The organism is Candidatus Nomurabacteria bacterium (genome assembly GCA_020632075.1).
Lineage (GTDB): Bacteria > Patescibacteriota > Minisyncoccia > Phycocordibacterales > UBA918 > OLB19.
In genome coordinates, this window is sequence record JACKGH010000002.1 from 83,392 (window position 1) to 103,784 (window position 20,393).

Annotated in this window: 16 protein-coding genes and 5 tRNA genes; 1 reads left to right on the top strand and 20 read right to left on the bottom strand. The window is 46.2% G+C overall.

Translation table 11 applies throughout. The annotated features are described in order from the left end of the window. Window position 1 precedes the first annotated feature (1 nt). The 3 genes from H6786_05465 to H6786_05475 form a co-directional block, all read right to left on the bottom strand. Window positions 2–74, bottom strand: a tRNA-Thr gene (locus tag H6786_05465). Window positions 75–277: 203 nt separating this feature from the next. Then, a tRNA-Thr gene (locus H6786_05470) sits at window positions 278–350 on the bottom strand. A gap of 88 nt (window positions 351–438) precedes the next feature. Continuing rightward, window positions 439–690, bottom strand: a complete 252-nt coding sequence (locus H6786_05475; protein MCB9816813.1) for a hypothetical protein — start codon at window positions 688–690, stop codon at window positions 439–441. Window positions 691–821: 131 nt separating this feature from the next. Here H6786_05475 and H6786_05480 point away from each other — a divergent pair. Continuing rightward, window positions 822–898, top strand: a tRNA-Asp gene (locus tag H6786_05480). A gap of 296 nt (window positions 899–1,194) precedes the next feature. Here H6786_05480 and H6786_05485 read toward each other — a convergent pair. The 17 genes from H6786_05485 to H6786_05565 all read right to left on the bottom strand — a co-directional run bounded on the left by H6786_05485 (window position 1,195) and on the right by H6786_05565 (window position 20,321). Then, window positions 1,195–1,268 (bottom strand) — tRNA-Met (locus H6786_05485). Between the two features lie 146 nt (window positions 1,269–1,414). Continuing rightward, window positions 1,415–2,269: a UTP--glucose-1-phosphate uridylyltransferase gene (locus H6786_05490; protein ID MCB9816814.1), complete on the bottom strand. Its 855-nt coding sequence runs from the start codon at window positions 2,267–2,269 to the stop codon at window positions 1,415–1,417. Window positions 2,270–2,350: 81 nt separating this feature from the next. Further along, window positions 2,351–2,683 (bottom strand): hypothetical protein, encoded by a 333-nt coding sequence (locus H6786_05495; protein ID MCB9816815.1) that lies wholly within the window; start codon window positions 2,681–2,683, stop codon window positions 2,351–2,353. A gap of 343 nt (window positions 2,684–3,026) precedes the next feature. Beyond that, window positions 3,027–3,611, bottom strand: coding sequence for a hypothetical protein (locus tag H6786_05500; protein MCB9816816.1), 585 nt, complete (start codon window positions 3,609–3,611; stop codon window positions 3,027–3,029). Window positions 3,612–3,616: 5 nt separating this feature from the next. Continuing rightward, complete coding sequence (locus H6786_05505; GenBank protein MCB9816817.1) at window positions 3,617–11,155, bottom strand: VCBS repeat-containing protein; 7,539 nt, start codon at window positions 11,153–11,155, stop codon at window positions 3,617–3,619. Between the two features lie 141 nt (window positions 11,156–11,296). Beyond that, window positions 11,297–11,367 (bottom strand) — tRNA-Met (locus H6786_05510). Between the two features lie 90 nt (window positions 11,368–11,457). Continuing rightward, window positions 11,458–12,096 carry a hypothetical protein gene (locus H6786_05515; GenBank protein ID MCB9816818.1) on the bottom strand — a complete coding sequence of 213 codons (639 nt, stop codon included), beginning with the start codon at window positions 12,094–12,096 and terminating at the stop codon, window positions 11,458–11,460. A gap of 6 nt (window positions 12,097–12,102) precedes the next feature. Next, a complete protein-coding gene (gene gatA, locus H6786_05520; GenBank protein MCB9816819.1) occupies window positions 12,103–13,518 on the bottom strand; it encodes an Asp-tRNA(Asn)/Glu-tRNA(Gln) amidotransferase subunit GatA in 1,416 nt (471 codons plus the stop codon). Between the two features lies 1 nt (window position 13,519). Beyond that, window positions 13,520–13,816 carry an Asp-tRNA(Asn)/Glu-tRNA(Gln) amidotransferase subunit GatC gene (gatC, locus tag H6786_05525; GenBank protein ID MCB9816820.1) on the bottom strand — a complete coding sequence of 99 codons (297 nt, stop codon included), beginning with the start codon at window positions 13,814–13,816 and terminating at the stop codon, window positions 13,520–13,522. 35 nt (window positions 13,817–13,851) lie between these two features. After that, a complete protein-coding gene (gene ligA / locus H6786_05530) occupies window positions 13,852–15,864 on the bottom strand; it encodes an NAD-dependent DNA ligase LigA (protein MCB9816821.1) in 2,013 nt (670 codons plus the stop codon). Between the two features lie 2 nt (window positions 15,865–15,866). Further along, a complete protein-coding gene (locus H6786_05535) occupies window positions 15,867–16,469 on the bottom strand; it encodes a pilus assembly PilX N-terminal domain-containing protein (GenBank protein ID MCB9816822.1) in 603 nt (200 codons plus the stop codon). A gap of 4 nt (window positions 16,470–16,473) precedes the next feature. Further along, window positions 16,474–17,070, bottom strand: coding sequence for a prepilin-type N-terminal cleavage/methylation domain-containing protein (locus tag H6786_05540; protein ID MCB9816823.1), 597 nt, complete (start codon window positions 17,068–17,070; stop codon window positions 16,474–16,476). Next, window positions 17,067–17,756 carry a prepilin-type N-terminal cleavage/methylation domain-containing protein gene (locus H6786_05545; GenBank protein MCB9816824.1) on the bottom strand — a complete coding sequence of 230 codons (690 nt, stop codon included), beginning with the start codon at window positions 17,754–17,756 and terminating at the stop codon, window positions 17,067–17,069. The genes H6786_05540 and H6786_05545 overlap by 4 nt, the downstream gene beginning before the upstream one ends. Before the next feature lies 1 nt (window position 17,757). Continuing rightward, window positions 17,758–18,297, bottom strand: coding sequence for a prepilin-type N-terminal cleavage/methylation domain-containing protein (locus H6786_05550; GenBank protein MCB9816825.1), 540 nt, complete (start codon window positions 18,295–18,297; stop codon window positions 17,758–17,760). A 28-nt stretch (window positions 18,298–18,325) separates the two neighbouring features. Continuing rightward, window positions 18,326–19,162 carry a prepilin peptidase gene (locus H6786_05555; GenBank protein MCB9816826.1) on the bottom strand — a complete coding sequence of 279 codons (837 nt, stop codon included), beginning with the start codon at window positions 19,160–19,162 and terminating at the stop codon, window positions 18,326–18,328. A 158-nt stretch (window positions 19,163–19,320) separates the two neighbouring features. Continuing rightward, window positions 19,321–19,737 carry a type II secretion system protein gene (locus H6786_05560; GenBank protein MCB9816827.1) on the bottom strand — a complete coding sequence of 139 codons (417 nt, stop codon included), beginning with the start codon at window positions 19,735–19,737 and terminating at the stop codon, window positions 19,321–19,323. A gap of 95 nt (window positions 19,738–19,832) precedes the next feature. After that, window positions 19,833–20,321 carry a type II secretion system protein gene (locus H6786_05565; protein ID MCB9816828.1) on the bottom strand — a complete coding sequence of 163 codons (489 nt, stop codon included), beginning with the start codon at window positions 20,319–20,321 and terminating at the stop codon, window positions 19,833–19,835. Window positions 20,322–20,393 lie beyond the last annotated feature (72 nt).

Here is a 20,393-nt window from a genome sequence, read left to right on the forward strand (position 1 = left end):
GAGCCAATGTCCAGGATTGAACTGGAGACCTCATCCTTACCATGGATGCGCTCTACCGACTGAGCTACATTGGCGAGTGAGTGACAAAGCGAGTTTACTCGCTTTGGATTTCTGAGAAAAATACAATGTCAGAGCTTGCTCGGACAGTGATTTTTTTCGAAGAAATCAAATGTGTTGACACATTTTGTTCGAACGAAGGCAATGTATGATTCTCATACATTGGCAACTTTCGTGCGGGTAGCATACCAAATCATTTCAGATATCGCCACTTTTTTTGAGCCATCTCCGAGGATTGAACTCGGGACCTTAGCGTTACGAATGCTACGCTCTACCAACTGAGCTAAGATGGCATGACCAATATTGTAGACAAAAGTAAATCGCAATTCAAATGAACGTATCAATCATGCCTCACAAATAAACAAAAACCGCTGATGCAAATCAACGGTTGTTTTTTGCTCGAATGAGTAGTGGCTGTACTCTAAGCAGTAAAAAAGCAAAGAGTCTTTGAACGATTTTTGTATACTTCTCAATACGTTTAACACCTTCTGCATTTTTAGCCACTCCCTCGAAATTCAATTTGGCTATCAACCGTACATACTTTGCTATTGTAACAGTCAAAACAAAAGCCACTAACTCAACAAGCACATATGCGACAACTAGTAGCATAACTATGATTAATACCATTTCCACAAAACACTCCTTTCGTTTGTGTGTAAATCCTCTTTAAAACTACTTGAATTTGGTGAGGTGTCAACAATTTTCTAAATACCAACTAAACAGCTTGTAAAAATGTAAAAAACCAGATATACTCTTGCCACTTTGCGCTGGTAGCTCAACTGGTTAGAGCACCCGCCTGTCACGCGGGAGGTTGCGGGTTCGAGTCCCGTCTGGCGCGCCACAAAGTAAAACACCGACTGTTTGTCGGTGTTTTACTTTGTCAGCGACAGAAGCTGGCAAACTGCTTTGCCAGCGTCGGGGGCGAGAAAGTCGGAACGATGTGAGGAAGAATGACGAACGAGTGAGGCGGGGTCGCGAAAAATTTTCGGAGAAAATTTATTTGTGACCGAGTCCCGTCTGGCGCGCAGGAAGAGCAAAAGGCCGGCCCCTTCGGGGCCGGCCTTTTGTGTTCTTATCTTCTCGCTCACCACTCCATAAAAACAAAACTCCCACGAGGAGAGTTTTGTGAAATATCTGTGTCGACGGGAGGAATCGAACCTCCGACCTTGGGTTTATGAGTCCCACGCTCTAACCGTCTGAGCTACGCCGACAAGTGAGAAGTAGAATAGCAAAGTCTACTTGGATATTCTAGCTTCGAACGCAGTCGGGGCAAGCTTTGCTTACAACGACATGCACGAAACAGTGGCGCTAGAGTACACTATTTCCCTGCTTCCTTCAACAGTTTTATCCATTCGCACTACTGTTGCACACAGTACTCATCCAAGACATCTTTTAGATCTGGACGATCCGCTGCGTAGGTAAGGATGGCTCGCAGATAGTTCTCTGGGTCCCCGGTAGTGATCCAAGCACCACCCTCAACCGCTTTTGCCAGGAATCTCCCCCCTTCAGCGATGTAGTTCTTGACCGCATCTACGATCCACAATTCATCTCCTTTCCCTCGCTCGGTACGCGCCAAGATATCCACGATCTCTCGGTTAAGGATCATCCGACCAAAGCCGGCGTGTCGCGATGGTGCATGTGCTTTATCTGGCTTTTCAATGATATCTTCAAGCTCAAGACCGTCTTCACGGTACTTCACGATACCGTATTTCTCCACATCAGCTTCAGCCACTTCCTGCACACCGATCATCGGAGCTTGTTCTTTTTTGTATAGTTCAACCAGCTGCTTCGTGAACGAGACTTCACTCTTCACCAGATCGTCTCCAAAAGCATAGACGAACGGTTCATCACCGATCAGATTTGCTGCTGAAAGCAAGGGCGTACCGTTTCCGTACGGCCCCTTCTGTCGCACGTATACGAAGTTCGCCATTTCTGAAATCCGACGCACTTCAGCCAAACGTCTTTCTTTACCAGTCTTTTCAAGACTACGCTCAAGTTCAAACGATCGATCGAAGTGATCCTCAAGTGGCTTTTTGTCCCACCGGGTCACCATGATGATATCTTTGATCCCCGCCTCAACCAACTCTTCTACCAAATACTGAATGATCGGCTTATCAATGATCGGCAACATTTCCTTCGGCTGCGATTTGGTAGCAGGAAGCAGACGAGTCCCCGAACCAGCAACAGCAATAACAGCTTTCGTAATATTCATAGAGTGGTCACATTATACTGCATCATGCCGAGCAGACAAAAGCCCCACTTGCAGGGGGCTTTGAAAACGTGCACGGTTACCTTACATTGCGCTTTTTTGTTTTTCCTTCAGATAGAGATAGCGAGCAGATTCACAGACTGCCATCGTTGCTAACGGTGGCCCCAAAAACACACTCGATCCCAACACTACCCATCCGGTCAATTCAAGCTCGATGAACCCAAATTGCCACATTACGACAACGAGCAAACCGACGGCCCAAGCCGCGATGATCATGAACCATAGCAGTATCACGTCGCCTGGCCGTAAGCGGATGTACCGGTTTGTGCTATGGAACACATACGTGATCCGTAACTTTGCATAAAGCATAACCATCGCATGAGCTGCCATTAACGGCAGATTCGTTAGCGCTTTCAAGGCATTCTCCTAAGTGATAACCTGCGACAACCATACAAGACAATACTAAAATTAACAACCCAGGCAGACAAAAGAAAAGCGGCCTGACATTTTGTCAGGCCGCTTTTCTTTTCTTGTTGCAGAGATACGTCAGCATTGGAATCAAGTACTTGAATCACTGGAGAATCTAAGACTCTAAGTTACAGCAGACAGCGAAACCGGTAAGACGGGGGTATGGGGGCATTGTTCTGAAAAGCAGTTATGTAATTACGGTGACAAATTCCTACTGTTCAAAGTAATCTCTCAGTACATTTTGATTACTACGATAGAGTGAGCTTAAGCGGGATTTATATAGAAGTAAAAATTAATTAAGTTTTTCACCTCTATTTTTCAAGAATTGCTCTACTGAAGCGACCGTATTTTTAGTAGTAGAACTAGAAAAATTATGTGATTTTACTGGATCAATTGCTTTTCCTAGAAATTCTTCATATTCAGCATCAAGTATTACATTTGGTTTGACTGATCGAATTTTTTCTAGAAATTCATGTAGCTTTTTGTCATTAAATCCATATTCGTTAATGGCTACATGTTTTAGATGGTCACCTTCCTCAACATACAACAACATTTTAATTCCAAAGCCCGGTATGACCATTCTTGGTACTCGTAATATATACTTAACTTCAGGCAAACGCACTTCAACTTTTTTGAATGAATCATGCCAATTAATAATGATGTTCATGTTGTCTACAATTTTTACGTACATATTGGTACTAAGAAGATAAACATAGACAGTAGCCACTATCATTCCTCCGACAACTGGTATTGCACCTTCCGTGAACAAGTGGCCTCTCTGAGCACCAACAACAGTAAAGAAACTGAATATTGCAACAACGAGCCAGAAAATGAACATTGACGGTTTATATACCTTTGTATTCATTACTTTATCCATAAATCTTAATTATCATCCCCGTCATCTCTTTCTAGAGATTTGTATGCTCCTATAGTAACACTCAGTTCAAATGTACCTTGTATAACCTGCCCGGCAAATCCAGCTTTATTACCAACAGGAGAAGTAGTCAATGCAGTTTCAAATAGGAATCCCGCCGTACCACCTGCACCAGATGCTCCAACTTGCGAGCCACTTACTTTTCCATCAAACAGGTAACTCTCTGCTGCGGCAGCAGCTGGTCCAACAACCAAAGGACCTGATTTTTTAATAGCGGCTGATCCCGCAGTTCCCATGCCAAACAGATAACTACTTCCAGATTCTAGTGGACCGCCGTCAAACGATCCATCCTGCTTATCAACGTATCCACTAAAGGCAGCATTTGAGATTCCAGTTACTGCAGCTGATCTGGCCATCTGAGTTGATATTGGAACACCAAGTTCTGGGGCAGCTAAAGTTAGAGCCGCCAAACCAGCTACTGTATAAACTGCTTGTGCCTGTGGTGAAGTAGCAGCGTTCACTGCAGTCTGTCCAGCTTGTTGATAACTCCTTGTCTCTCGACTGATGTACCCACCAGACAAGTTATCAACTCTTTGCATATTACCCCAGAACATTGCACTGCTTTCTCCATTTGGATCAAACTTGATCAACGGATTATTTTCAACATACGAGTAGCTATTCAGTTTCTGAGGATTGGTGAGTAGGTTTGGTTTATCTAATCTGATATGCAATGGGTCCTGAGAAGTGAAGCGTCCTGTATCGCCGGCGTAATACCTTGCTCCCATGTAGCTCAAATCCGTCTCATCATCGTACTCATGTCCCGTAAACCGCTTGGTCTGATTCTGGTTTCCATACTGAGCATCAATCCTTGTAGCTCCAAACGGGTAGTAATCGAGAACTTGAGCGGTGTAACCGATTCCGTCAGTTACCACCCTCGTTGAATTAAGATGGTCTAAGTGATTGTGGTATGTGAGTGCTCCTGCGCCACTTCCCTCCACAGTTGCTACTAACATGTCTCCAGCGTAAATATGCTTGGTAGTCGTCCCAGTATCGGTGATCTCGTAGTTAGCGAAAGGATAATAAGTCGTTCCTTCGGAAGTGATCTTGAAGACACGTGAGCCGTTGTGATCATATCCATAGCTGGTCGTAGCAGTTCCCTCATCTGATTCGACAAGCTGATTGCGGTAATTCCAAGTGTTTGTGGTACTAGCACTAGTAGACGCTAAGTTACCATTTTTATCGTAGGTGTACGTAACCCCGTTAATAGCTGTAGCGGCGTGAGGGTTGGCATACCCTGTTTCCGCATACGTATACGAACCTTGGTCAGATTTACTCAGGATGTTTCCGATTGGACTATACGTATATGTACGACTATACGGAGTAGTTGTAGCTAAGGTGGTAGAAGCACTGGTGAGACGATACAGATCATCGTAGCCATAGGTAGTAGTTGCAGAACTTACAACACCAGAGGAATCAGCGATTTGAGTAATATTTCCAACCGAATCGTATACATAGTTAACTCTTTGAACCACTTCATAAAGAGCGTATGGGTCAGTGCCTGTCGCCAGAACAAAAGTTGCTGTTGAAGTGCTCCAAATACCCTCTTCGTCCTCGTCATCCCAGAATTTAATTCTCCAGTAGTACAGTGTACTCGAAGCTAATGTTGAACCTCCGTAGGAAATACTAGGAGTTGTACTCCCTTGTGACGTAGTGGCGAGTGCTGTTTTACCACTGTCCCAAATTGTACTGCCAAACCCGCTATCATCATCAACTTGAATCTGATAGTTTACCGCTTGATCACCTGAATCAGGATCATTGTAAACTGCAGTAAATTCGGGTGCACTATCTGAAACGGCTGTTGGATTTGCGCTACCTTCTGTCTTAAGTTCTGTTGGTGATGTCGGTGCCTGATTGTTAAGTGTGTATTCAGCATACATCGTTAATCGAATACTTGAAACTTGTGTGGCAGTGAAGCTGCTTGGCCATCCTTCAAAGCTTCCTCCAGTCTCATACTTGTACGCGTTTGATACAGAGTCGTAGTAATCAACTGAAGGGATCTGAGGCCAATACATAATCCAATATGGAGTACTCCCTGTAACACTGAGATTGATATTACTACTAATCCAAGCAGGTGTAGTAGTTATAGTTTGATTCCCAGTATCAACTGCCAATCTTGAGTTTGGCGACCCACTTGAGTCCGAATAGATAGCAGTTCCAATCACAGTTGAACCGGACTTCTGTTTTCTTGTGTAAACCTTTATTGAACTAACTGTACCAGACTGTCCAGGAGTACCCTTAATGCCACCATAGTCTTTCCCTGAATGTACTGACAAACTCCCCCCGATTGAAGTATCTCCGAAGGTAGGGTCAACGAAAACTGGGTACTCAGCTGTGTCTAGAAATTCCTGTGGAACTGTGACTATCAACTCACCATCTACAATAGATAAAGCGCCCCATACTTCGTCACCACTCGAATCTGCAATCTTAGGTCTGTATATATGGAACACTTTTCCTGCACCATAATTAACCCCTCCAAGCACATGTCCACTCAACTCTTTGTGATAGACAGCGTATGATCCAACGATGTTCTCTGGCCTTTCTTTTCCTTCACCAATCTCCTCTTCTGTTAATTCAGGTTGATAGAAGAAATCAAGATTTTCATACCCACTTAAAGAGAATCTGAATTTGTTACTGTCAGGCTTTTCTGCTAAAACTACCTCGATCTCTAGACCTCCGTTTTCCATCTGTTCATCGCTAGACAAAGGATACACATGGACCTCCTTTGATTGATCTTGGTTCTTCCAGCGAATAAGATTTCCGGCACTGAAGTCTGCTTCTTGAATAGAAATGTCATTGTAACTGATTGAGAAGTCAACTTTTTCATTCCATTTTTTAAAACTCACTTCTGGTCGATTCTTTGCAACCTCAACTTCTAAACCATTTACCTTACTAAGAGCGAGTTTGCCTCCCAACTCTTTGAAATCAGCCTTGTCAGCCTTTGAATCAGAAACATAAGTTGCTCTCTTATCAATTTTGTTGATTTGACCAGCAGCAGTAGACTTGCTCTCTTTAGTCTGTTGGCTAACCACATCAATTACATTGCCACTTGAAGTAGAGGTTGTAGCAAAAACTACAGGGACTGTTGTTGTAGAAGTTGTTGATTTTTCTTGTACGATGTTAAGCCCGTCACTATTTCCTGTTTCTGAAACACCCCAAACTATCTCAGGATTTTCATCCGCCACTTGGCTTTCTCCTAAATCCAGATTGTCATGTGGAGATGTATCAGAAGAGATTGATCCTGAAGACAAAAGCTCAAAATCAGGAGAGTCTAGCAGCAGCATGATTTCGACCATTTCCTCACCAGGACCACCAGAACCAGCGGTAGAGGTTGCGGTGGTAACAATAGAGCTGAGGCGATACAACTCACTAGCATCATACGTCTTCGTTGTCGTAGCACCATTGCTGTGTACTTGCTGTGTAATCAAGTCATGTGGACCATACTCAAAGTTATTCACCACATCAGCAAACGAGCCCCCGCTTTCTCGTTGTTCAACCTTTTCAAGCTTATTGGCTTTATTATAGGTGTATCTGACCTCAGAGTCATCTGGATAAGTGAGTAGAGTTTGATTGCCTAATCGGTCGTATTCATATTCAGTTGCGTATTCAGTACCAGCAATAGTCTTTGTCTCAGTATCAATTAATCCGTTTGGTGTGTAGGTGTAGGTTGTGGTGGCGCTTTCGTTTGCAACAAAACATAGCTGTGAAGCACCATTGGTACAGTTATCGTAGACGTATGTCACGTCAGTATAGCCAGTACCGAGATAATCTTCCGTCAGTACCCGATTCACACCATCGTACGTGTAGTTCACCACTTGCCCCTTCGGGTCAGTGGTAGAAGACACATTGCCAGCATCGTCATAACTAAACAGCCATGTTCCGTAATCTGTGTCAGATGTATCATGCAAGTCTTCCAGTGAGGTGCGCCGAGACAAGCCGTCATAAGTCAGATTGCGAACATTGCCAGCAGCATCAGTTATCTTGATTAAGTCACCCCTTGCGTTCCAGTCGTAAACAGTATCGTATGAACTAACTCCTTCCTCTTCAGTAACTAGAGTTAGACGTCCATAGGCATCATACTCGAAGATCTTGTCATTGCTCGCTGCATCAGTAACTGTTTCTTGCCACTGGTCGTAGCTAGTGCTGGTAGTACCAACTACTGTCCCAACAGCCGTAATGCGAGCCAAAGCATCATAAACATAGCTCGTCATCAAATCTCCGTCGGTGGTAGCATTGGTGCTGGTAGTACCAGTACTGAAGTAAGGGAGAGACTCAGCCTTCAAGAGACCATTGTCGCCATATATATAGTCACGTACTGCGTACTGAGTACTTCCTTCAGCTTCGACTCTTTCTTGGATCACCTGACCAAAACCATCATAATAAGTGTATTTACTATGTGAAGTTGAACCGTCGAGGTAATCGGTCTGTTGCACACTTATCGCCCCAGCAGTATCAGTGTATGTATAAGCTGCAATTTGCACTTGGCTACCAGTCTGAGGGTCAGGCATATACTTCGCTGTTGGTCGACCAAAGCCATCATAGATAGTGACAAACACTTCTCCATTTGCGTTGGTAGTCGTACCTACCTGACCAGTACGATAATCATACTCATACTGAGTGTTGTGTCCTTCAGCATCAGTAGTTGAAGCAACGAATAGATTGTATGTGTCGTAAGCAAAAAGCGTGACGTTGCTATTAGGGTCGGTCTTAGTGAGAATGTTACCGTACGAATCATAAGTCAACTCTGTATCCACATAAGTGGAGCCAATAACCCAATCTTGTTGTTTGGTAAGATTTCCTGTCGTAACCGAACCGAGAGATTGATTGTCGTAGTAGTACCTAGATTCTTGAACCTTGGTGCTTGAGTCATCCTCAACCGTGATTTTGGATGGGAGTACCAAGTCACTGCTCGTTGCATATTCATAGGTAGTTTCGCGATCGTCGGTTCCAGTATCTGTAAAAGTACCGTCAGTACTACCGCTAACTTCTCCCCACTCTGTCTTGGTTAACATCGAGCCATGATCACCACTATATATATACGAATTAGCGGAGGCTTTCTTATCACTGTCGCCATCATAGTCGAGCTGCAAATCACTCTCAAGTTTGACAAAAGTGCTACTGCTACTAAGGGAGGACGTGGCGTAATTGTATCGATTTAGTTGATAAAGGTTATCTGAAAGGTCAGTCTTTTCAGTACGATACGCAACACCGAAGAGTGCTTCACCATCAATTTCTTCTTCTGATGACGTAGCGGCTTCATTCCCTTGATGGTAATACGTAATTTCTTTTCCTAAATCTGTAGTCTTTGTTACTTTACCGAAACCAACAAATCGATGGTCGTAAATGTCGTTCCGGTCTAAATAGTAGTATGCACCCTCATAGACATACTCATCTGTAGTTTCAGTAACTGACGATGTTTTGGTTACAGACTTTACAACCTGAAGTGAGATTGGAACTGTATTGTCTGTACTTGATTGCCAAAGTGGCTGATACTCGATAACTGTCGCGGTGTCAGACACAGGATCAGTTATTGTCGCGAGTCGGAAGTCAGGACCTGGATTCAAATATACACGCATGTTGGATGAGGTGTATTGATAGGCAATGTCGGCCAGGCCGTCACCGTTAAAGTCAGCTATACGAGCATTCAACCCATCAGAAACATCAGACGACAAGTAAATCGGTGACGGCAGGCCAGGGAAACTCGATATGGTTGCACCCCAACCCGTTCCCGTATTCAGGCTCACACTAAGAGCACTACTGCCGTATGTACTCTGAAACCCGTTCACCTTATCAGCTAGACCATCACCATTGAAATCAAAATACTGTTGGGTGATGCCGTTGTTGTGGTCGACGTAAGAAGAATGATCTAAAGACGTCTCATGTTCAAAACCCCCTCCACCACTATTAAGGTAAACCCACATCTGGCTGGTGGTGTACTGGTAAGCAATGTCAGCTAATCCATCACCGTTAAAGTCAGCTACTCGGGCGTTGTGGCCGTCCACCGTATCTGATGAAAAATACACCGTTGACGGCAAGCCTGACAGGAAACTCGATGATGCCGTTTCCCAACCCGTTCCCGTATTCAGGCTCACACTAAGAGCACTACTGCCGCTGTCACTCTGGAAAGCATTCACCTTATCAGCTAGACCATCACCATTGAAATCAAAATACTGTTGGGTGATGCCGTTACTACTATCAACATTCGCGGAATGGTTTAGTGATGATTCGTACTCAAAAGTATTTTCACCCGCGTTAAGGTAAACCCGCATCTGGCTGGTGGTGTACTGGTAAGCAATGTCAGCTAATCCATCACCGTTAAAGTCAGCTACTCGGGCGTTGTGGCCGTCTGGATCATCGGACGATAGATAGATTGGTGACGGCAAGCCAGGGAAGGTTGACGTTGCCCCAACCCATCCACTACCATTACCAAAAATCACTCCAAGTGCATTGCTACCATAGCTACTTTCGAACCCGTTCACTCTATCAACCAAACCATCACCATTGAAATCAAAATACTGTTGGGTGATGCCGTCATTATGATCAACATTCGCGGAGTGATTTAGAGCACTTTGATAGACCCAATCACCTGTACCTGCTCCATACTCAAACACGACAGCCGGCTTGGCCACATCAGTTGTTGGTGTAATGGAGTTTAACCGACCATCACTGTAAGACAGATCGTAAGTAGCAAACGTGTCACCGCTTTTTTTAACCTCTATCTTACTGATGTGATCCCCAGTATAAACTCGAAACCCTGACCTATAACTAATCCCACGTTTTGACGAACTCGCAACTGTAAATACTACGGTATACGGACCATAGGAAATGGTCGACGGATATAATTGCCCATCGCTATTAATATAGGTGTAGCTTATTTCATTTCCGTTACTATCAGTACTACTGGCGAGATACCATCTGTAGATACGATTCGGATCGTCTGGATCTGCCATATGGGAGGAGAAAATATGGGTAGTACCATCTTTATCTGTTGTCTCCCAGGTACTTTGATTTGGATGACTATATACTCGAAAATTACCAAAATCTACTTCGGGTCTGTAATCGCTGCCATCCGCAATCAATTCTCCATCTAAGGACGAAACAAAAACCGGATCATCATAAATCGTATTTACCCCCTTACGGCTTGAGAGACTAATGTATGGAATACTGTCCTTCCAAGCAGCACCATAAACACCAACCACATTCTCTTCATGTGAATTGTACAAAAGCGACACTGTTGGAGTATGTCCATTAACGCCCGGAGGCAAAGCAATTTCATACTGATAATCAAAAGCGCCAGAAGCATTGTCGTACGATGACCAAAGTGAGACTGGCTGGACGGCGTTTTGTGTTGTTCTCGCAGGATCGCCAACTACAAGTGAAGCATGAGCAAAAGGTATGTCACCAAATGGACCAATGAATAAAATGACCGCCAAGAATAAACTGGCGGTTTTAGTAAGAAACGGTTTGCGAATAGTGTTTTTGTAAGTCATGGGGAAATAATGACATAGTGTTGATAAACTATTTCTAAAATATCAGACAAAAAGTTTCCGGCCAAACACTGAAAAAGTGGACAAGTTGTGAATAACAAAAAGCTGGGCATGTACACCCAACCTTTTGTCATACTAAATTTGTTGCGGGGCCCGGAATCGAACCGGGGTCTGGAGGTTATGAGCCTCCCGAGGTACCTCTCCTCTACCCCGCTATATATTTTCTTCTTAATTGCCTTTTACAAAGCAATTAACCAACTCGTGGCGTGGGTAAGAAAATACACTATTTTTGAGCACTTGGCAAGTTAGGTTACCCCAAACTCGTTGAAAACACGTTGGTAGCGACCGATCGTTTCGTGTGCTAAACGCTTCGTCAGTACGAAGTCAGCTCCGTCATGTGCAATGCGGTTACGTACCTTGTGCGCTTCCCACGCATCATCAAGCGAGGATAGCTGACTTGAAGAAATGCTCTTTAGCCGTTCACCAAGAGAACTGCCGATATAGCCTCTCTGTTTCAAGACATCATCGAGAATGATATCAGCCTCAATGATCGCCAACTTCCAGTCATTTGGGTTATCGGAATCACTATGTTTTAAAACATCATCAAGACGACTCGCTCGGTGTTCACCGCGAAATTGTTCGGCATAAAGTTTTTCGTCATCGCGCAACTTTTGGATCTGCAGCCCAAGGTACAGATTCTTCTTGACCGATGCATACACATACAGCACCAAAAGAATGATCGAAAAGATGTACGCCAAGATCGTATACAATGACCAAAGCGAACTGATGAAATTCCAGAGCCCATCAAAGGGGATCGAACTAAAATCAACCGTACCAGCGCCAGTCCCACCAGACGGATCAACACCTAAAGACACCGCCGGAATAGTTGGAACGTCGGGCGAAGTAGTTGGTGTAATAATGTCAGGATCAATGTATGTGGCCATAGAACGCTACGCGCGCTCGTCGTACATGGTCTTGCCAACTGCAAAGAGACGAGCGTCACCACCGTGTGGTCCTATGTATTGTACCCCAACCGGTAGCTGCTTTCCGTCTTGTTCCACGGTTCCCATTGGGAAGGTGAGCGCCGGGACACCGGTCAGATTGACCGGCACCGTGAAGATATCTTGTTTGTACATCGCGATCGGGTCTTCTTGCTCACCAAACTTAAAGGCTGGCGTTGGCGCTGTCGGCGTGAGAATGATGTCTACTTTCTTGAAGACCTCATCGAGCTCCTGACGCATCTTCTTGCGAGCGAGTTCGGCCTTGCCATAGTACGCATCGTAGTACCCGGAAGAAAGTACGTGCGTGCCGAGCAAAATACGACGCTTCACTTCAGGACCAAAGCCCTTTGCGCGAGACAGTTCGTAGACATCGAGCAGTTCATCTCCGTCTTCTGAAAGACCGTATCGGATACCGTCGTAGCGAGCGAGGTTTGAAGACACCTCAGCTGGCATCACGATATAGTACGCCGCCAGCCCTTTTTCAAAGAGCGGCAGGTCGATATCGACCACCTTGTGTCCAGCTGTTTCGAGCTCCTTTGTGTGTGCCTCAAATGCTTCAAGGACTGACGCATCGACTCCTTCCTTGAGGAAGTTGCGCGGCACACCAAAAGTGTATGTTTCTTTTGCCGGGACCGCTGGATACGTATCGTCAGTGATCGTGGTAGCGTCCATCTTGTCGAGCCCTGCCATGGTCTCATGAACCAGCTCAGCATCTGCGACAGTGTTGGTAAGCGGCCCAGCTTGGTCGAGCGACGAACCCATTGCCATGAGTCCATATCGAGACACTGCGCCGTAGGTTGGCTTGAAACCAACCAAACCACAGTAGCTCGCTGGTTGTCGGATCGAACCGCCAGTATCAGTACCGATCGCGACCGGTACCGCACCCATAGCGACTGCCGCAGCAGAACCACCCGAAGAACCCCCAGGTACACGAGCAGTATCAACTGGGTTCTTGGTAGGACCAAAGGCAGAGTTTTCGGTTGATCCACCCATGGCGAATTCGTCGAGATTGGTTGCACCCACGATGATCGCACCAACTGCCTTAAGCTTCTCAATGATCGTCGCGTCGTACACCGCAGTGTAGTTCTCGAGTATCTTAGACGCTGCCGTTGCTTTGCGGCCCTTTACGAGAATGTTGTTTTTAATGGCAACCGGAATACCGAGGAGTGCCGGAGTATCAGCACCCTTCTCTTTGTAAGCTGTAGTCGCAGCTTCTGCTTCTTTGAGTGCATCTTCATACACAGCCAAGAATGCGTGGATTTCGCCATCTTTTTCTTTGATCGTATCAAGTGTCTTTTGCACCACTTCAGTTGGAGTAGTGTCGCCTGCTATGTACGCAGCGCGGAGTGTTGCTATCGTATCCATATTATTCATCAACTTGCAGGATCTTCTTCACCTTCATAAATCGACCTTCAGTCTTCGGCATTTCCGCCAAAATATCCTTGGTGTACTGGTCCGGCTCGTTGGTCACTTCATCCTTGCGAAATACGTTGTATCGCACCCCAACCTCCGGCGCAGCATCAGCTTCTTCGCCAGCAATATCACTCACGACACTAACGTACGCTACAATTGATGATAATTCCCCCGGTAGGCGCTCCATCTCCTCTTCAGTCAAACGAATGCGAGCGAGCGAGGCCAAATGCTCAATATCTTCTCGTTTCATGGGGCTAGCATACCACTCCTCACCCGAAAGTAAAATTACACTAGCTGTTGGAAATCTGTCTCAGAAAGAATTGTCACTCCCAGTCGTTCTGCTTCAGCAGCCTTGCTGCCTGGATCGGCACCTACTACAACATAGTCCGTCTTCTTCGAAACTGAAGAAGATATCTTGCCACCCATCTTTCTGATGATCGCCTTTGCTTCGTCGCGTGTCATTGACTCAAGAGTGCCAGTGAGCACAAACGTCTTGCCCGTTAGGGTGCCTGGTGTACCACTAAGGTCAGGATTTTCGATCGTCAGGTGTGGGAGCAGCTCTGCTAACACCTTTGCGTGCTGCTTGTCAGCAAACCAAGCAATGATCGAATCAGCAACCGTTTCACCGATACCGTGAATGGCGTCGATATCTTCGCGTGAGGCGCGCTTGATCGCTTCGAGGGAACCAAAATGCTCAGCGAGCAAGCGCGCCGTCTCCTCTCCCACGTTATCGATCGACAACCCTACCAGCAGTCGGTACAAAGGAACATTCCGAGCTTTGGTAATTGCCTCGATCACATTCTGTGCCGCTTTTTCCTTAAAGCCAGGTAAGTCTCGCACATCGCCTTCAGTGAGAGTAAATAAGTCTACATAGGTTGAAATGAGTCCGTACTCAAGTAGTGCATCAATGATCTTCGGACCAACACCATCTATATTGAGCGCACCCTTTGATACAAAATAGTACAAACGCTGCCGGTGGAGCACACCAGAATCTCTGAAAACACACCGATAAGCTGCTTCGCCCGGGATGCGCTCGATCGAGCCGTCACTGCCACATTCAGCCACTTTCTTAGGGAACTTGTATGGCTTCGCACCCTCTGGGCGAAGCGGCAGTACTACCGAGAGAATCTCTGGAATGATATCTCCTGCTTTGCGGAGCACCACCGTATCACCAACCCGAATATCGAGCTCCTTGATCCGATCTTCATTGTGAAGCGTCGCTCGCGATACCGTCGAGCCATCGATCAAAACTGGCTTCAAGTGCGCCACTGGGGTGATCACTCCAGTCCGACCGACTTGCAACATAATATCTTCGACCAAAGTGGTTGCTTCCTCTGCTGGAAATTTATATGCCATTCCAAAGCGTGGTGCCTTGGCGGTATAGCCAAGTACGCGCTGAATGGATACTTCGTTTACTTTTGCTACCACCCCATCAACCCCATACGGAAGAGAATTATGTTTCTTGGTCCAGACCTCATAGTACTCCTGCACTTCAGCGATCGACTTGCAGCGCTTTGAGTCTTTACTAACTGGCAGACCAAGCTGCGCCAAGAGCTGCAATTCTTCCCATTGCGAGGCAGGTTCTGTTACCACCGCATCTCGCACGTCAAACAGATCAATATCATACACAGTGAGCGACAATTTTCGGCTGGCTGCTACCGCCGGGTCCAGCTGTCGCAAGGACCCGGCGGCTGCGTTACGCGGGTTCGCAAACAACGCCTCAGCATTCTTCTCACGCTCTGCATTGATACGTGCAAATTCTTTTTCACCTAGCCAGACTTCTCCTACACAAATAAGGTCAACTGGTTGCTTGAGCGTCTGCGGCAGTGTCTTGATGGTACTTGCAGTATGGGTCACGTTCTCACCGACCACTCCATCACCACGTGTTGCACACCGCACCAGCTTGCCGGCTTCATACTCGATCACTAGCTTCAGTCCGTCGATCTTATGTTCTGCCACATACTCGATCTCAGTCTGCGGACGGTCAGCATCACGAAGCCAACGCTTGAGGCGCGCGTCCCAATCGATCAGTTCTTCTTCTGTAAATACATTATCAAACGACCACTGCCGCACTCGGTGCGTCACTTTCGAAAATGCTTCATTGACCACTCCACCAACTGTGGCTGCTGTGCTGACCCGCCCTTCTACCTGTAGCTCAAGTTCACCAAGCTCTTTAAGAAGCGCATCATATGCCTCATCACTGATCTCAGGCGCATCTTCATCATGATATCGTTTGCGATGATACGCGACCGTCTCCCGCAGCTTCCCTAGCCGCTCTCTATCTGCCTGCTTAGCCATGACTAGAATTGTAGCAGCACTTCACGTTCTACGATACCTCTCGTATTTCCCCCTGCGATTGCTGAACACGGATAATTATACCCACGCACAGAGATCACCGAACAACGTGAGCCAGACTCACAAACGAATGAATTTCCGTCTGGGTATCCAGGAACGTGCGTTTCGACATTGTTGACTGTTGTTCCCACGCCAAGTGGCGTTGACGAAGCCACCAGCGCAGTCACACTCGTGCAGCGATCAGGGGTACCGCTCGGCCACGAAAAGGTGTATTTGTACAAGAACGCTTCACCATCCCCTGCAACGTCACCCAAACCACCAAGATCGGTTGGCGCTACACTCACTGGATCAGAGTTGACTCCAAAGCAATCAGGCGAGATATTGTTACCAAGTTCCATTGCGTCCGATTCTTCTCGGCGCCAGAAGTGCGCACACTCCATACCCGCATTGGCTGCATGAAATGCGATCTCAGACTGTTTTGAGTTGGTCGAAAGACTGATCTGCTTGATCGAAAGATCTAGAATTGCCAACCCGATCGAAATGACCGCAGCTACAACGATCAGTGAGATCAGCAGTGCAAATCCAGATTGTTCAGGGGAATGTTTCATACTACTAACGATATACATCTAACAAGAATGTCTCTACCGTAACTGACTGCTCATCTCTGAGCGATCCACTTCGCCACGAAACAGTAGACTCGACCCGAACCTGGTGGTCATCAAGCCTGTTAAACTTGATGATACGTTTGTACGCAGTTGGAGTGCCTGCCGAGTGCTTGTACCGACTACGCTCTCCCGTTTCATCGAAACGCAAGGTACAGGCATTACCAGTACTGGTACAGTCAATCGGTGCAGCTACTGCTCCAGCCGTATCTCCCGCGATCAATTCAAGGCCACAACCATACACATTATGCGAAATGAAACAATCACTATATGCTCCAGCCCCTGTGTCGTCAGAAAACTGCTGCCAAGCTGTATTGGTCAAACCTTCGAACTCACGCAACACAAGATCATCGCGCAACTTCTGAGCGATCTCTGCCCCCTCTTGAGCCAAGAAGAAAGCCACCACCTGCTCACTCGCGTAGGTTGTACTCTTGGCTGCTCGTGAACTGATCGCCATCGGACCGCTGATCACGATCAAAAGAATAGTAATCGCAACCAGTGTCTCCACCAAACTAAAGCCTCTTTGATTGTGTCGTGTATACATCATACGTCAGCTGTTCTTTGAGTTACGGTTGTTTGCACTCGGTACGGTTTTGCCTGTGGATCATCAACCTCCCTAGCCTCAATATAGATCGTGATCGAAGCCTGATCTAAATAATCTGGTGCACCTTCGCTCAGCGGCTTCGAACCGGTCACATAAAATTCCGCATCGGTAATCACGATACCAGACGAAACGATCGACTGTGCTGGACCAGCTCCGACCCGACGATAGATCTTGCCGGTATCTTCATGATAAAAATACAGAATGCGATCATCCGCTGCTCCGGTAATACTGTTGCCTCCTTCCACAAATGCAACACCTTGCCACGTGTTACCTCCACGCCCAGTTGCACAATCTTGCTTTAATGGAATTCCTCCAACCTCAAGCTCGGTGTCCAAGTCAGTTGTGATGCCTGAATTGATACCATCAGCAAAGATCTTATGTGCACCAGCATTTGGTGCCATTTGAGCATCACAAAAATAGTGAAAGCCCGTTCTCAGCTCACGCGTCATACTATCGAGCGCAAACGAAAGGTTGGTCATCACTGACTGTTCATTCTGCAAACGCTCATTGGAAGTGATCAAAGCTAGTAGTGCCCCTACCGCGATCGTAACCACCACCGAGAACACCGCCAACGAGACGATCATTTCTACGAGAGTAAAGCCAGATTGTTTTGTGTTGCTAATTTGCATATTAGATAACGGCTATTTGACCAGAAGTCGTCACTTCGATCACACGCACATCAGCACTACCAACTCGACCAACTTCGATCTGCACTGATTCTGCTGGAATCTCACCAACGCCATCAAAGAATCGTGCATCAAAGTTTGGCCGCTCGAACACGACCGAAATGTCATTGTGTAGATTTCCATTACTATCCGTAATAGTACGTATCTCAAAACGCTTATCGAGCCTACCAAGTGCTCCGTAGTCTTCACTCGCGGCACTGTAATGATAATCCGCATCGCCGTCTCTGAATACTCGATAACGATCATTGAGGATCAAACTGTCAAAATACACTCCCATAACCGAACGGAAGACTCCCGCGTCACCACTAGAACTTACTGCATTAAGCTGCACTTCTCGAAGTGTTAGTGCGATCTCGTACGCTTGGTTGCGGAGCAATACTGCACTATTGAAAGAACTTTGGTTGGCCAACACAATACCTGCCACCAACACGATGATACTGATACTCACCATGAGTTCGATCAGACCGAAACCGCCTTGTAGCATGCGGCAAGTAAGTGTATTTGATATAGGTCTAGAGGAAGTAAAATAACGAGAGAACATTGAAATGTGTGAATAGTATGATCAAACAACTCGCTACGAGAAACGGCGCAAACGGTATAGCACTCTTCATTGTAAGGGCTTTTGCCGGTAAAGGTAAGCTCGCTTTTCCCCTACTCAGATACTGATAGCCAATAATGAGCAAACTAATAACAGCACCCACCCAAAACGACAGCACCACAAACGAAAAGACTGACTTGGCACCAACGAGAAGACCGAGGGGTATTGCCAACTTTACGTCACCAAAACCGAGCCACTGCCCTTTTGAGATAAGCCAGAGCAGTAAGTAAAAGCCAGAACCGAGCAGTGCGGCTCCAACCGCAATACCAAACACTTCGAAGCTGAAGCCACCACGTAAGCCATCACTCACTAACAGCGCAACTGCAGCTGCTGTAAGCACGACGGTCAATTTGTCAGGAATAATGAAGTGATAGAGATCATAGACCGTAATGACCACCAGTACTGACATGACAAACCAATACAAAAACAGCGTCGACACTGAATACGCAATGAGTAGCGTCCACGTGAATAAAAGCCCAGTAGCCAGCTCCACCAAGAAGTACCGAGACGGGATCCGACACCCGCACGTACGACATCGTCCGCGTAATCCAAGATACGACAAAAGCGGAACTAATTCATACCACTTAAGGTCAGTACCACAGGACAAACAATGTGAACTGCCCGCTAGAGATTTACCGGTGTGGAAACGATAGATATATACATTGAGAAAACTGCCGATGATCACACCCACACCAAATATATAGAAGCACAACCAACCAACCGGTACCGCGATAAGATCAAGTAAAAACATGGTTCATGTAGTATAGCAAAGGCCCGGCGCTGCACCACAAGAGTACTTCCTGCCCCAGGGCACTCCCTCTTTTTCTTTGCAGAAAATTCACCTTGCTTTTTATAGTCGTCTAAACGACTCCTTAAAAATCTGGTCGCGCACCGGGCCTTTGCACTCCCCTATGGATCACAGGTCACTTGAGCTGCTGGCAACGCCGCAGCGATCTCTTTCTTTTCGCCTGTACTATCAACACACCAGTACCCTGTATCAAACGGCGCTGCTGCAGCATATGCAGCTGTTCCGCTGTTACAGATGACTGTACTGGAAGCGATCTTGTTGATCGAGGTGATCAGGCTAAGCACCTCTGTTGACGTGGCGATGCCATTCGTACCACACACTGAATCGTACGTAAGACTTTGAATATGTTCGATCTCAGCGCGCTTCGAGAGAAATTCCATTTCTGACTGTACTTTGGCATCGATTCCAGATGACCGAGCATCGTTAAGGGACTTAAGTATAATAGATGCCAAAATACCAATAATTGCAATCACGACGAGGAGCTCGATTATTGTAAAAGCTGCGTTTCGCTTTTTCATTACTGACTATTATACCTGATACATTGTCGTCAAAATGACTTTGCAAACAAAAAAACACCCATTGGGTGTTTTTTTGTTTGACCAATCTCGACAAACTATAGACAAGTCACATCCTCAGCAGCACCTGTAGCATCAATAGTAGCAGCAGTAGTGGTGCCTGAGAATCCAGTTGAGTCTACACACCAGAACGCTGTAGTCATAACACCTCCGTTATCCCACTGAATATTAAGTGGTGCGTTTGCAGCATAACCACTAGCGTTATCTGCACATGTTACAGTATCAGCTGCACCAACACCTGTGTAGTTAACTGTCTTACCAGTCTCTGAGCGGTTATTTGCTGCCGCCTCCAAAAGCGACTGAACCTGACTTTCACTACACACACCCGCATAGGTATACCCAGCCTGGTTGTAGTTAAGCTCTGCTTGAGAACGAAGGTTACCCATTGACTGCTTGATAGATGCGTCCTGTCCACCATCACGAGCATCGTTGAGTGAAGCGAGCACAACTGCGGCCAAAATACCAATAATTGCAATCACGACGAGGAGCTCAATGAGCGTAAAACCTCGTTGGAGTGTCTTTTTCATAATGATTAGATCAATTATTTCATTAATATCATATTTCAGATATCAGCTGCGTATCTGAAATATGATGGCCTA

Bases quoted from the DNA above. Each gene is read 5' to 3' on its own strand.
- H6786_05490 (MCB9816814.1), bottom strand. From the start codon at position 2,269: ATGAATATTACGAAAGCTGTTATTGCTGTTGCTGGTTCGGGGACTCGT.
- H6786_05545 (MCB9816824.1), bottom strand. From the start codon at position 17,756: ATGCAAATTAGCAACACAAAACAATCTGGCTTTACTCTCGTAGAAATG.
- H6786_05565 (MCB9816828.1), bottom strand. From the start codon at position 20,321: ATGAAAAAGACACTCCAACGAGGTTTTACGCTCATTGAGCTCCTCGTC.
- H6786_05550 (MCB9816825.1), bottom strand. From the start codon at position 18,297: ATGCTACAAGGCGGTTTCGGTCTGATCGAACTCATGGTGAGTATCAGT.
- gatA (MCB9816819.1), bottom strand. From the start codon at position 13,518: ATGGATACGATAGCAACACTCCGCGCTGCGTACATAGCAGGCGACACT.
- H6786_05515 (MCB9816818.1), bottom strand. From the start codon at position 12,096: ATGGCCACATACATTGATCCTGACATTATTACACCAACTACTTCGCCC.
- H6786_05535 (MCB9816822.1), bottom strand. From the start codon at position 16,469: ATGAAACATTCCCCTGAACAATCTGGATTTGCACTGCTGATCTCACTG.
- H6786_05500 (MCB9816816.1), bottom strand. From the start codon at position 3,611: ATGGATAAAGTAATGAATACAAAGGTATATAAACCGTCAATGTTCATT.
- H6786_05505 (MCB9816817.1), bottom strand. From the start codon at position 11,155: ATGACTTACAAAAACACTATTCGCAAACCGTTTCTTACTAAAACCGCC.
- H6786_05560 (MCB9816827.1), bottom strand. From the start codon at position 19,737: ATGAAAAAGCGAAACGCAGCTTTTACAATAATCGAGCTCCTCGTCGTG.
- ligA (MCB9816821.1), bottom strand. From the start codon at position 15,864: ATGGCTAAGCAGGCAGATAGAGAGCGGCTAGGGAAGCTGCGGGAGACG.
- H6786_05540 (MCB9816823.1), bottom strand. From the start codon at position 17,070: ATGATGTATACACGACACAATCAAAGAGGCTTTAGTTTGGTGGAGACA.
- gatC (MCB9816820.1), bottom strand. From the start codon at position 13,816: ATGAAACGAGAAGATATTGAGCATTTGGCCTCGCTCGCTCGCATTCGT.
- H6786_05555 (MCB9816826.1), bottom strand. From the start codon at position 19,162: ATGTTTTTACTTGATCTTATCGCGGTACCGGTTGGTTGGTTGTGCTTC.